The following is a 12289-nucleotide window of genomic DNA, read 5'->3' as shown; positions in this document are numbered from 1 at the left end:
TAGAAGAATGGCTGAAGCATAAATAACTGACGAAATATAATATACATTAAAAAATAAATGTTATCTATTGTGAATTTAATTATATTACATTAATGTTCCAGAACTGGAGACATATTTATTTGCGAAGTAGGGAATAAAGGTATATAGTATGTGATGTCATAATTAGTGGATGAATCTTGGGAGAAAACAGAAAATGTTACAAATTTATTTTGTTAAATAGAAACCAAGGTCAAAATGTATAGAAAGAAATAGTTGAATAAATACTAGCTTCAAATTATAATTACTAGTATTCTTCATATAGTTAAATAAATAGAATCTATTTGAAGATAAAAAATTGAATAGAGAGACAGACTTATAAAAAAATAAGCCTTGGATGATCAAAAGAGGTGGAGAAATGAAACAATTCTTATTAAAGAGCAAAAGCGTGCTAAGCAATCATTTTGGATTCTTTCTGTTTGCCGTTATTTTATTTTGGCTCAAAACATATGCGGCTTATGTAACAGAATTTAATTTAGGTATTTCAAATACAATCCAAAAATTCTTGCTGTTTTTCAACCCGCTTAGTTCAGCAGTTCTATTTTTAGGACTTGCATTATTTGCAAAAGGGAAACGATCTTATATTTGGTTAATTGTTATCAACTTGTTATTGTCGATTCTTTTATATGCAAACGTCGTATACTATCGCTTTTTCAGTGACTTTATTACGTTCCCGACGTTGACACAAACGAATAACTTTGGAGATTTAGGTGGTAGTATTGTTGCGTTGCTACATCTTTATGATCCGCTATACTTCTTAGATACAATTATTTTAATTGTGTTAGTTGCAACGAAATTTGCAAATCCAAAACCAATTCGTGTTGCGAAGCATAAAGTATCACTAGTATTTGTAGCAGGTATTTTATTATTCAGTGTTAACTTAGGACTTGCAGAATCTGACCGTCCTGAATTATTAACAAGAACGTTTGACCGAAATTATATTGTGAAATATTTAGGGGCGTATAACTACACAATTTATGATGGAATTCAAAGTGCGAAAGCATCAACGGAAAGAGCGTTAGCTGATGGAGATAATATGACAGAAGTAAGAAATTATTTAACATCAACTTATGCTAGTCCGAATCCTGAGTATTTCGGTAAAGGTAAGGGAATGAACGTAATTTATATTCATTTAGAGTCATTCCAAAACTTCTTAATTGATTATAAATTAAACGGTCAAGAAGTTACGCCGTTCTTAAACTCATTTACAAAAGATGCGAATACGCTTTATTTTGATAACTTCTTCCATCAAACAGGACAAGGGAAAACGTCTGATGCGGAGTTTATGTTAGAGAATTCTATGTTTGGTTTACCACAAGGGTCTGTATTTACAACGAAATCTCATAATACGTATCAATCAGCACCAGCAATTTTAGGACAACAAGGATACACATCAGCTGTATTCCATGGTAACTATAAAACATTTTGGAACCGTGACGATATTTATAAATCATTTGGTTTTAATAAATTCTTTGATGCTTCATACTATGATATGAACGAAAAAGATGTAGTAAACTATGGATTAAAAGATAAACCATTCTTTAATGAATCCATTCCGTTATTAGAAACATTGAAACAACCGTTCTATACGAAGTTTATTACGTTATCGAATCACTTCCCGTATCCGATTGATAAAGAGGAAGCGACAATTGAACCAGCAAACACAGGTGACTCGTCTGTAGATACGTATTTCCAAACAGCACGTTATTTAGACGAATCTGTAAAAGGTTTCATCGATTACTTGAAACAATCTGGTTTATACGATAATTCTATTATCGTTATGTACGGAGACCATTACGGTATTTCAGATAATCATAATGCAGCAATGTCAAAAGTAATGGGTAAAGAAATTAACTCATTTGAAAATGCACAGTTACAACGTGTACCATTTATCGTTCGTGTACCAGGTGTGAAAGGTGGCGTACAACATCAATATGGTGGTGAAATTGATGTTCTTCCAACTCTTTTACACTTACTAGGAACAGATACAAAAAATTATGTTCAATTTGGTTCAGATTTATTATCACCAGATCATAAACAAGTTGTTGCGTTCCGTAACGGCAACTTCGTAAGCCCAACAGTTACTGCATTAAACGGCAAATACTATGATACAACGACTGGAAAACCAGTAGAATTTACAGATGAAATAAAACAAAATGAACAAATGGTTCAAAACTCGTTAAAATACTCTGACCAAGTCGTAAATGGTGACTTATTACGATTCTACACACCGGAAGGATTTACACCGATAGATCGTTCGAAGTATAACTATAACAATCGTGATAAAAACAAAACGAAAGTAAAAACGACTCCGGAAGGGGAAGCTAAATAAATAACAAAAGGCACTATTCCTATGAATAGTGCCTTTTGTTTGTAAATAAAACATCATCATGAGATAGAACCATCTGTTGCTTTCTGTTTTGCCTTTCCGAAGAAAACTACACCGGCAATAATGATAATGATGAATGCCCATTTTATGAAAGGGTTACTTTCGAAAAATGCAGCGAACCATTTCTCGTCTACAATCATTTTCGCAGCGGTATAAGCTAAAACAGCTGCTCCAATCGTAATGATGATAGGATAACGGTCAACCCATTTTAAAATTAATGTACTGCCCCAAACTACTACTGGAATTGAAACTAATAGCCCGATGATTACTAAAGAAAAGTTGCCATGCGCAGCTCCAGCAACAGCGAGAACGTTATCAATTCCCATCAATGCATCAGCAATGATAATGGTTTTAATAGCAGACCAGAAACCTTCTTCCGCCTTAATATCGTGATCTTTGCCTTCAGCAATTAATTTGTAAGCGATCCATATAAGGAGTGCACCACCAATTAGAAGTAGCCCTGGTATTTTTAACAACCAAACGACAACTAAAGTAGCGAGGGCTCTAATCGCGATTGCCCCGATAGTTCCCCATATAATAACTTTCTTTTGTTGATCTTTCGGTAATCGTCTTGCTGCTAACCCAATTACAATGGCATTATCACCTGCTAACACTAAATCAATTACAATAATGGCAAGTAAGGCTGACAAATATTCAGCTGAAAGGAAATCCATATACATATCACTCCTTAAGAGTAATATGTGCTAAAGTGTTGATAATATAAAAAATAGGATTGACTTTGTATATTCAATCCATAATTTCTTACTGTATTTTGATAAATCTGTTTTAATTTCGTATCAATCGCCTTTGCAATCTCTTTTGCTTTTCGATTCATCTTTTTAATACGGTTTTTTCTTCTACTATCCAAGTTTTTACTTCTGATTTCATGAATAGATCTATCTTCCTTAGCACGAAAACGTCGTATTTTTTTACGAAGGAGAGAGGGGGAATTGAGTCGAATATACGAGGAGTAATTCCAAAAACGATAAAAAGACTTGATTCCTAGTTAAAGGAAATCAAGTCTTTTTATTACATACGATTATCGTGCCAGAAGTTTAATGGGAAGTGTTCGTTCTCACTATAGGCTTCTAATTCATATCCTTTTTCTTTCAGCCCTTTAATAATACCAGGTACTGCTTTTACGGACTGTGGATGAATGTCGTGCATAAGGATAACTTCTGTTGGCTTGTTTGCACCATTAATAACGTTTTCTACAATTTTAGCTGATGCAGCGTCAACCGGCATTTTGTTATATCTCCAGTCTAATGAATCAATTGTCCAATCCCAAACTTTTAGCCCATTCTCAACAACTTTGTTGCGAAGCGCTTCGTTTAATCCTGGCATTGAGCCGTAAGAAGGACGAGTTAATACTGGTGATTTACCTAGAACGCCAGCGATTAATCCTTGATCTTCTTTCATCTCATCTACGTAATGACCTTCTGTGTAAAGTTTCTTGTAGTTATGAGTCATACTGTGCATCCCAACGTAGTGGCCTTCAGCATCTTCACGCTTTACAAGATCAGGAAAAGCTTTTACATTTGAACCAATAAGGAAGAATGTTGCTTTTGCATTTTCTTTCTTTAACATATCTAAAAGCTCAGCTGTGTATTTTCCAGGACCATCATCAAATGTTAAATAAGCTACTTTTCTAACTTGCCCATTGTATTGTTTTGGAGCTTCTTTCGGTGCAAGAGACGATTGAATTTCACTTACAAGTTGAACAGATTTTGCTTCATCCTCTGTACTTGCTAGAGCAGTATGTGTTGATCCTAAAGCCGCTTCGTATGTAAATAATACCCCCGCGCAAATCAACATAGCCCTTTTCACTAAAGTTGTCATTCGAATTCCATTGTGCATAATTTTCCTTCTCTCTATAAAAGTTCTACTCTACTATATTAGCAATTATAGGGAGGTAATTGCAAAAAAACTTTTTTACAAGTGCAAAAAAGTTTGTCCAAAAGTATGCAAGATTTCAATATTTTGCAGGTTTATTAAAATGAAACAAAAATTGAATGAAAATGCATGTGATTTGTTCATATATAGTAAATTCAATGAGTGAGTTAGTAGGGGGTATACATAATATGCTAGCGAAGAGGGTGCCTGTTGTATGAAAACGTGTCTTTAAAATTTCACATACCGAATTTAAAAAGTAAATATAGGAAAACCAAAAAGTAATGTAGAATATATCGTACATACATATATGAAGTCAACATAAAAAATAAAGAGGTGGGTATATGTTACTTGAAGAAGTAATGCAGCAACTAGAGGAATACGGAACAGAACAGAATCGTAAAACGTATAAAAACCACGGAGCGAAAGAGCCACTATTCGGAGTTAGTTTTGCTAATTTAAAATTGTTAAAAAAGAAGATAAAAAAAGATCATGATTTAGCAATTTCATTATGGGAAACAAAAAATATGGATGCAATGACTTTAGCAACAATGATATTAGATCCAAAAAAAGTTACGACAGAACTACTAAATAAATGGGTACAGGAAGTTGATTATTATTGTTTAATGGACGTTTTAATGACGGCTATTTGTACGTCGCCAATCGCGATAGAAAGAATGGAAGACTGGACAAAGTCTGATGATGAATGGATTGGAAGAGCAGGCTGGTCTTTATTAGCAAATATAGCGATTAAAAATAAAACGTTACAAGATGATTTCTTCTCTCCTTATCTAGAAGAAATTAAAGTAAATATACATAATGAAAAAAATAGAAAAAAAGAAGCAATGAATAGTGCTTTAATTGCGATAGGAATTCGTAATGAAGACTTAGAGCGAAAAGCGATTGAAATTGCACGTGAAATTGGAAAAGTACACGTTGATCACGGAGCAACGTCATGCAAAACACCAGCCGCAGAGTCGTATATAAAAAAAGCGAGAGAAAGAGCTGCAAAAAAGAAAGTGAAATAAGAAAAGGGGAACGGTTATGAAAGCAATGGAAGCGGCAAAAAGCATCATTACATCACACTTTCCGAATTGTGATGTAGCTTTACTTGGAGGAAGCGTTGCAAGAGGGGAAGCGACAAAAACATCTGATCTGGACATTGTAATAATAGATCCTAGTTTGTCATCTTGTTATAGAGAATCTTTCTATAGTAATGGATGGCCAGTTGAAGTGTTTGTACATAATTTTGAAACGTATAAAACCTTTTTTAAAATGGATTGCGATCGCGGGAGACCTTCGTTACCACAATTAGTTGCAGAAGGTGTTGTATTAAAAGGTGAAAATGAAATTGTTGAAAAACTAAAAAGAGAAGCAAATAATTTACTAAATAAAGGACCAGCAAAATGGACCGAAGAAATGATGAAGCAGAAGCGGTATTTTATTACAGATACTTTGGATGATTTTATTGGTGCATCAAAAAGAGAAGAAGAGTTGTTTATCGCGAATTTATTAGCTGATTTATTACATGAATATGTATTAAGAGTAAATGGGAAATGGCTTGGAAGTTCAAAATGGTTTATAAGGGTACTTAGAAAATATGATGAACAATACGCAGATCAATTTGTAGCGGCGTTCGATCATTTTTATACAACGGGAGAGAAAGGAAACTTAATTACTTTTGTAGAACAAACGCTAGAACAGTATGGAGGAAGAATGTTCGAAGGGTTTTCTATAGGAAAATAAAAAGGGGATAGCATAATGAATGTACCATTTGTTCAATTAAGAGAACTGACATTAGATGATGTAGAAGATCGATATCAATGGTCATTAGATACACAAATAACGAAACATTTAGTTGTACCAGATCAATATCCACCGTTCACTCGTGAAGATACAAAAAAATGGATTGAAGCATGTATAAATCGAAAAAATGGTTACGAACAAAGAGCTATCACTGCGGAGAACGGCATACATATTGGATGGGTAGATCTTAAAAACTTTGATAAAACAAATAAAAATGCAGAATTGGGAATCGCGATTGGTAATAAAGAATACTGGGGTAAAGGGTATGGAATAGCCGCCCTATATAGTATGTTACATGTAGCATTCTTTGAGTTTGAATTAGAAAAAGTATGGCTACGTGTAGATGAAGATAATTTACAAGCTAGAAAGAGCTATGAAAAGGCTGGTTTTGTATGCGAAGGGTTAATGAGAAATGATCGATTACGTAAAGGTCAGTTCATTCATCGCTATCGTTATAGTATGTTAAGAGAAGAATATCAATCTTTAATTAGTAGTTTGTAAAAATATTATGTTAACTAAAAGGGGATAGAGAAATATGATTCGATTACTTACGAAAGAAGATGCAAAAAAATATTGGGACTTACGTTTACAAGCATTACAAGTAAATCCAGAGGCATTTGTAACAACTTATGAAGAGGCGATTCACCAAGAAAATCCGATTAAGCGAGTGGAAAGTAATTTAACAGCTGCTACTAGTTGTACATTTGGTGCTTTTAATGAAGAGCATCAATTAGTTGGAGTTGTTACTTTACTAACAGAAGAGAAAGAGGCGTATAAACATAAAGGTCATATCGTTGCGATGTATGTAGATGCAAGCAATCGAAGAAGTGGTCTTGCACGTGAGTTAATACGTAAGGCAATCGAAAAAGCAAGAGAAATGAACTTGGAACAATTGACATTAGGTGTTGTATCCACTAACGAGCCAGCAAAAAGGTTGTATGAATCAATAGGCTTTAAAACGTATGGGATTGAAAAGAGAGCTATAAAGATGAATGGTGTGTATAGTGATGATGAACATATGGTTTTGTTCCTTTAAAAGAGGGAGTTTACTATGAAAGATCTCTATTTAGAAAAAAATATGAACCCGCAAGTAGCAATTCTATATGCGACAGTTGCCGATACATTTAAACGGTTGCAAAAGTTAGTAGAGGGTACCGATGAGAAAGAACTGTCTTTTAAAGGGTTAAAAAATAATGAAAATAGTATTGGACAACTACTTCAACATTTAGCAGTTGTCGATTTGCATTGGGTATACCGCTTAAAAGGAGAACCCGTTCCACTGGCACTTGATAATATATATGGACCTATGTTAAATGAAGCAGGAGAGCTGCCCAGTTTAAGAAAACATACATTGCAACAATTAATGCAAGATTATGAAGCAGTGCAACATATGTTTTATGAGGAATGTTTGAAACTAACAGAAAATGATTTAACACGAGAGGTTTTTTATCCGACTTTAATGGGCAGTAAGACCCCCACCTCAAAATGCAGCGAAAGCAAAGAAGTTAGGTGGGGGATCAACTGCCCATAAAAGTCCGATTGGTTCAACTAATAATCAGTGGGGGATGAACAAAACCCCCACTGATTAAAGTTTCACTTTATGAAAAGGGAGAAAATGCGACTATAAGGTGGGGAATATGGCATATAGCTGATCATAATCGGTACCATCAAGCTCATATTAGTCAGTTAAGAAAACTATATAGAGCTAGAATGCATACGAGATAAAGATTTCGAATTTTAATTATATTTAATTTGTTGTATAGTATAAGAAGAAACTAAACAAGGGGTTTTATAATGAAAGCTATTGCAGTAGGGATATTGGCATCATTTTTCTTTGCCTTTACCTTCGTTTTAAATCGGGCAATGGACCTAGAAGGTGGAAGCTGGATTTGGAGTGCATCATTACGGTACTACTTTATGGTTCCAATGCTTTTACTTATTGTCATGTATAGAGGGAATTTAAAGCAACTCTTTCAATATATGAAAAACAATCCGAAAGAATGGTTAGTGTGGAGTATCGTTGGATTTGGTCTCTTCTATGCACCACTTAGTTTTGCTGGAGCTTTCGGACCTGGTTGGCTCGTTGCATCAACATGGCAAATTACGATCGTAGCAGGGATTTTGTTAACACCATTTTTTGCAGTAGATCCGTTACATAAAAAACTCCCAATGAAGGAATTAGTTATGTCGGGTATTATTTTATGTGGTGTTGTACTTATGCAAGTAGAACATGCTTCTTCATTAGGAATTCGTGAAACCGTTTTATGTGTAGTTCCTGTACTTATTGCAGCGTTTGCGTACCCTCTTGGAAATCGAAAAATGATGCAAGTTTGTAAAGGGGAATTAGATGTATTTCAGCGAGTTCTCGGTATGACATTAGCAAGCTTACCATTTTGGTTTTTACTATCTGGTTATGAAGTATCAACAGGTGGTCTACCGTCAAGTAGCCAAGTTTTCCAATGTTTTATAGTAGCAGTTAGTTCAGGTTTAATCGCAACGGTATTATTCTTCTTTGCGACAGATCTTGTAAAAGATGATCCGCAAAAACTAGCAACAGTGGAAGCAACTCAGTCCGGTGAGGTTTTATTTGCGCTAGTAGGAGAACTTATCTTGTTATCTGCACCAATTCCGTCATTTTTATCTTGGATTGGTATGAGTCTAGTTATTATTGGAATGATACTACATAGTTATGTAGCGGTCGTTGTGAAGAAAGAAGAAAAAATAACGGCATAATGAGATTAGCTCTTTATATAAAGAGCTAATCTTTTTTCATAGAAAGGAATGATGATATGAATTTGCAACGCGTTGAACAAATTGAGAAAGATCCTATTTTAAATGTACTACAGTATGCAGTCGGACCAAGTGAAATTAGCTTAAAGAAAGCAGTTTTATTTTATGAAAGGAATAAAGCGACTTTGCATAGATATGAAGAAAAGGCTTGCATAGGTATTGAAATAATTGGAGCAAAGAAAGCGAGAATTTGTCATATAGCAGTCGTTCCACAATATCGTCATAATGGAATTGCGTGGCAAATGATAAAGGAAGTATTAAGAATGCATCAATTGATGTATCTAGAAGCAGAGACGGACGATGAAGCGGTAGAATTTTATAAAAAAATTGGTTTTCAGGTTAAAAGTTTAGGAGAAAAATATCCGGGGGTTGAAAGGTTTTGTTGTTATTTGGAAGTTCATTATAAAAATATATAAATATACATCTTATGTTTCGTTTGAAAAAAGTGATATTTACATTATATAATAAAGGTATCTGGAAAAATATAGATAATAGAAAATAGGTGTATAACACATGAGAATGGATAAAAGTAAATTTATAAAAATTGCTACTTCAATAGGAGTGTCATCTTTTTTATTAACGGGCTGTGGAGATTATGAAGAAGATACTGCCCAGCAAGAAAGTACTGCTGTTAAAACAGATGGTGCAAAACAAGGAAATGAACAAGAAAGATTAAATTGTGATGATAAAGCTCCAACTAATGAAAATGTAGAAAAAGATGAGTTATGTAAGGAAAATAATCCGTCATTTTCTTCTTATCATGAAAATTCACATTTACCGATACTGCCGTTCGTTGCAGGATATTTATTAGCAAGCAGAACTTCAAATATGAATTATACAGTAAAACCGAATATAATGAAGAAACCGTATGCAAATAACATTATTCCATATCGTGAAAAAGACCAAAGTAGAACTGGAGGCAGCGGTGGTGGCGGGTATTACGGCGGAACTAACAGTAACAATAATAAATCTTCCAATAAAGTGGATTTAAATAAACAACAGCCAAATCCATCAAATAAAGTAACACCAGATACAAATACGCCGAAATCATCTACGACACAAACGCCGAAAGTGAATTCTGGTTCTAGTGGAATTGGGAACGCAAAAGCGCCAGCAGGATCCTAAAATGAAAGGATAATGGAGTAATGTATACAGAACAAGAACAGAAAGAGTATATGAAAGTATGGTTTTCACTTGCAGAAGAGGCTGGTCGGAATGGGTTTACTTGGCCGAGTCTATTAGAAAATGAAGAATGGAATCAATATATGGCAACAGGTATGTATCGTATGCCAGTAAAAACTTATACTGCTATTTCAAAAGCGACAGAAGAAATTATGTATGTGCTATATAGAACGTATCAATACATTCTCAATACGACAAAAGATTTTCAAAAATTAGGATTTCCAGCTGAAACGTGGGAAATTGCGAGAATGAAACATACAGGTTTGTTTTCATATTTTACAAGGTTTGACTTTATCGTAAATGGTGAAGATATAAAGTTAATAGAAGTAAATTGTGATACACCAACAGGTTATTTAGAGCCATCTGTCGCAAATGAAGTATTATGCCGTTATCACGATGTAAATCATCCAAATCATATAGAAGAGCATATTGTGCAGGCGTGGGAACAAATTAAACATGACTATAGTATAGATCCTAGAGAAACGATTTATTTTACGAGTTATGATTGGCATGATGAAGACCATCAAACAGTTCAATTTTTAAGAAGCTATTGTTTAGATCAGTCAACGGATTATATAGGTATTCAAGATATCGTCGTTGCAGATGATGGTATATATACGCAAAATGGTGAGAGAATTCATTATTTATATAGACTATATCCAATTGAATATTTAGTTTCAGATGCTGATAAAAGCGGGAAAAGAATTGGACTCCAGTTTTTAGATCATATAGCGCAAGGCAGAGTGAAAATCATTAATCCACCAGCTGCTTTTCTTATGCAAAATAAAAGTGTACTCGCATTAATTTGGCAACTTTACGAAGAAGAAGTTTTCTTTAAGGAAGAGGAGCGAGGAATCATTCAGAAATACTTCCTACCAACATATTTTACAAATAAACCGTTTATAGAAAGAAATGAATCCTATGTTTCTAAACCTTTATACGGCCGTGAAGGCGGAGGAGTATCTATATACGAAAATAATGAACTATTAGCTGAAGATAAAACAGAGTATTACTTTGAACAGCGGAAAATATATCAGCAATACATAGAAATGCCAGACTATACAATTGACACGTGGGACGGTCCGTATACTGGTAAACTATTAATTGGTTCACACTGTATTAGCGGGAGAGCTGCTGGTTTATTTTTACGTGTAGGTGAGAAAATAACAGGAAATTTATCGATGTTTACTGGAGTTACAATTGAAGGATAAATGAAACAAAGAGCTTATCATTTTTGGTGAGCTTTTTGTTTGTATATAGTGTTTTTATGTTTTTGATGTAACGCCTTCATTTTTTGCATAGATAAAATGATTAAGTTAAAAATTAAGAAAAATATGATAATATATGTATGTAGTAGTTTAAAACAAATGGGGGAACAATCGTGAAAATGAATGACATAGTGGCAAGTACGCAATTGCCAAATACAATCAAAACAATTACAAATGATTTAAGAAAATTAGGATTAGAAAAAGGAATGACAGTTATTGTACATTCTTCGTTAAGTTCCATTGGCTGGGTATCAGGCGGAGCAGTTGCAGTAGTAGAGGCGTTAATGGAGGTTATTACAGAAGAGGGAACGATTATTATGCCAACTCAGTCTTCGGATTTATCTGATCCGAAACATTGGTCAAGACCACCTGTACCTGAAGAATGGTGGCAAATTATTCGGGATAACGTTCCAGCATTTGAGCCACATATAACACCAACAAGGGCAATGGGAAAAGTAGTTGAATGTTTTCGTACATATCCGAATGTAGTACGTAGTAACCATCCATTAGGAAGCTTTGCTGCATGGGGAAGGCATGCAGAAGAAATAACAGTAAATCAGTCACTATCGATGAGTTTAGGAGAAGAATCTCCATTAAGAAAAATATACGATCTAGACGGATACATATTATTAATTGGTGTTGGATATGATTCGAATACTTCTGTACATTTATCAGAAGTACGTTCTGGTGCATGTGAGTTAATAAAAGTAGGGGCACCTATTATAGAAAATGGTGAAAGAGTATGGAAAGAATTTGTTGATATGGATTACGATTCTGACAAATTTGTAGAAATTGGTGTAGAGTTTGAGCAAAAAGGAACCGTAACAATGGGGAAAATAGGAAACGCAAAGTGCCGTCTTATGAAACAACGTGATATAGTTGACTTTGGAACAGAATGGTTTCGTAAGAAAAATTAGTAAGGGATGGT

Annotated in this window: 12 protein-coding genes and 2 pseudogenes; 11 read left to right on the top strand and 3 right to left on the bottom strand. The window is 34.3% G+C overall.

What is annotated here, in order from left to right; genetic code table 11:
* Positions 1–394: 394 nt before the first annotated feature.
* Complete coding sequence (locus ACTFR9_RS07065; protein ID WP_000808752.1) at positions 395–2368, top strand: LTA synthase family protein; 1974 nt, start codon at positions 395–397, stop codon at positions 2366–2368.
* Positions 2369–2424: 56 nt separating this feature from the next.
* On the opposite strand, the gene ACTFR9_RS07060 is transcribed toward ACTFR9_RS07065, so the two are convergent.
* The 3 genes and pseudogenes from ACTFR9_RS07060 to ACTFR9_RS07050 all read right to left on the bottom strand — a co-directional run bounded on the left by ACTFR9_RS07060 (position 2425) and on the right by ACTFR9_RS07050 (position 4282).
* Positions 2425–3099 carry a TerC family protein gene (locus ACTFR9_RS07060; protein WP_000346926.1) on the bottom strand — a complete coding sequence of 225 codons (675 nt, stop codon included), beginning with the start codon at positions 3097–3099 and terminating at the stop codon, positions 2425–2427.
* A gap of 112 nt (positions 3100–3211) precedes the next feature.
* Positions 3212–3374 (bottom strand): annotated as a pseudogene (locus ACTFR9_RS07055) (DUF3841 domain-containing protein); the annotation flags it as partial.
* 80 nt (positions 3375–3454) lie between these two features.
* Positions 3455–4282: a peptidoglycan-N-acetylglucosamine deacetylase gene (locus ACTFR9_RS07050; RefSeq protein ID WP_000551437.1), complete on the bottom strand. Its 828-nt coding sequence runs from the start codon at positions 4280–4282 to the stop codon at positions 3455–3457.
* A 377-nt stretch (positions 4283–4659) separates the two neighbouring features.
* Here ACTFR9_RS07050 and ACTFR9_RS07045 point away from each other — a divergent pair, with 377 nt between their 5' ends.
* The 10 genes and pseudogenes from ACTFR9_RS07045 (at position 4660) to aacC (ending at position 12278) form a co-directional block, all read left to right on the top strand.
* Complete coding sequence (locus ACTFR9_RS07045) at positions 4660–5343, top strand: DNA alkylation repair protein (RefSeq protein ID WP_229136687.1); 684 nt, start codon at positions 4660–4662, stop codon at positions 5341–5343.
* A 16-nt stretch (positions 5344–5359) separates the two neighbouring features.
* The gene (locus ACTFR9_RS07040) at positions 5360–6061 is read left to right on the top strand and encodes a nucleotidyltransferase domain-containing protein (protein WP_000646301.1); all 702 of its coding nucleotides are present in this window, start codon (positions 5360–5362) and stop codon (positions 6059–6061) included.
* Positions 6062–6076: 15 nt separating this feature from the next.
* Entirely contained in the window at positions 6077–6622 is a 546-nt protein-coding gene (locus tag ACTFR9_RS07035; protein WP_001102432.1) for a GNAT family N-acetyltransferase, read from the top strand.
* A gap of 34 nt (positions 6623–6656) precedes the next feature.
* A complete protein-coding gene (locus ACTFR9_RS07030; protein WP_000620335.1) occupies positions 6657–7157 on the top strand; it encodes a GNAT family N-acetyltransferase in 501 nt (166 codons plus the stop codon).
* Positions 7158–7172: 15 nt separating this feature from the next.
* Positions 7173–7846 (top strand): annotated as a pseudogene (locus ACTFR9_RS07025) (DinB family protein).
* A 69-nt stretch (positions 7847–7915) separates the two neighbouring features.
* A complete protein-coding gene (locus ACTFR9_RS07020; protein ID WP_000643663.1) occupies positions 7916–8854 on the top strand; it encodes a DMT family transporter in 939 nt (312 codons plus the stop codon).
* Between the two features lie 56 nt (positions 8855–8910).
* Positions 8911–9327, top strand: a complete 417-nt coding sequence (locus ACTFR9_RS07015; RefSeq protein WP_001053311.1) for a GNAT family N-acetyltransferase — start codon at positions 8911–8913, stop codon at positions 9325–9327.
* 97 nt (positions 9328–9424) lie between these two features.
* Positions 9425–10036, top strand: a complete 612-nt coding sequence (locus tag ACTFR9_RS07010; RefSeq protein ID WP_001242156.1) for a hypothetical protein — start codon at positions 9425–9427, stop codon at positions 10034–10036.
* 20 nt (positions 10037–10056) lie between these two features.
* Positions 10057–11304 carry a glutathionylspermidine synthase family protein gene (locus tag ACTFR9_RS07005; RefSeq protein ID WP_000287873.1) on the top strand — a complete coding sequence of 416 codons (1248 nt, stop codon included), beginning with the start codon at positions 10057–10059 and terminating at the stop codon, positions 11302–11304.
* Between the two features lie 176 nt (positions 11305–11480).
* Positions 11481–12278 carry a BA2930 family N-acetyltransferase gene (gene aacC, locus ACTFR9_RS07000; RefSeq protein WP_130776749.1) on the top strand — a complete coding sequence of 266 codons (798 nt, stop codon included), beginning with the start codon at positions 11481–11483 and terminating at the stop codon, positions 12276–12278.
* Positions 12279–12289: the final 11 nt, after the last annotated feature.

The sequence above is a fragment of the Bacillus cereus group sp. MYBK222-1 genome (genome assembly GCF_051916425.1).
Classification (GTDB): domain Bacteria; phylum Bacillota; class Bacilli; order Bacillales; family Bacillaceae_G; genus Bacillus_A; species Bacillus_A paranthracis.
This window is presented reverse-complemented; position numbering and strand designations above follow the sequence as displayed.

What these genes read in the sequence shown, in the direction of transcription:
- ACTFR9_RS07030 (WP_000620335.1), top strand. Translation starts at nt 6,657, where the DNA reads ATGATTCGATTACTTACGAAAGAAGATGCAAAAAAATATTGGGACTTA.
- aacC (WP_130776749.1), top strand. Translation starts at nt 11,481, where the DNA reads ATGAATGACATAGTGGCAAGTACGCAATTGCCAAATACAATCAAAACA.
- ACTFR9_RS07045 (WP_229136687.1), top strand. Translation starts at nt 4,660, where the DNA reads ATGTTACTTGAAGAAGTAATGCAGCAACTAGAGGAATACGGAACAGAA.
- ACTFR9_RS07040 (WP_000646301.1), top strand. Translation starts at nt 5,360, where the DNA reads ATGAAAGCAATGGAAGCGGCAAAAAGCATCATTACATCACACTTTCCG.
- ACTFR9_RS07010 (WP_001242156.1), top strand. Translation starts at nt 9,425, where the DNA reads ATGAGAATGGATAAAAGTAAATTTATAAAAATTGCTACTTCAATAGGA.
- ACTFR9_RS07015 (WP_001053311.1), top strand. Translation starts at nt 8,911, where the DNA reads ATGAATTTGCAACGCGTTGAACAAATTGAGAAAGATCCTATTTTAAAT.
- ACTFR9_RS07005 (WP_000287873.1), top strand. Translation starts at nt 10,057, where the DNA reads ATGTATACAGAACAAGAACAGAAAGAGTATATGAAAGTATGGTTTTCA.
- ACTFR9_RS07065 (WP_000808752.1), top strand. Translation starts at nt 395, where the DNA reads ATGAAACAATTCTTATTAAAGAGCAAAAGCGTGCTAAGCAATCATTTT.
- ACTFR9_RS07060 (WP_000346926.1), bottom strand. Translation starts at nt 3,099, where the DNA reads ATGGATTTCCTTTCAGCTGAATATTTGTCAGCCTTACTTGCCATTATT.
- ACTFR9_RS07020 (WP_000643663.1), top strand. Translation starts at nt 7,916, where the DNA reads ATGAAAGCTATTGCAGTAGGGATATTGGCATCATTTTTCTTTGCCTTT.
- ACTFR9_RS07050 (WP_000551437.1), bottom strand. Translation starts at nt 4,282, where the DNA reads ATGCACAATGGAATTCGAATGACAACTTTAGTGAAAAGGGCTATGTTG.
- ACTFR9_RS07035 (WP_001102432.1), top strand. Translation starts at nt 6,077, where the DNA reads ATGAATGTACCATTTGTTCAATTAAGAGAACTGACATTAGATGATGTA.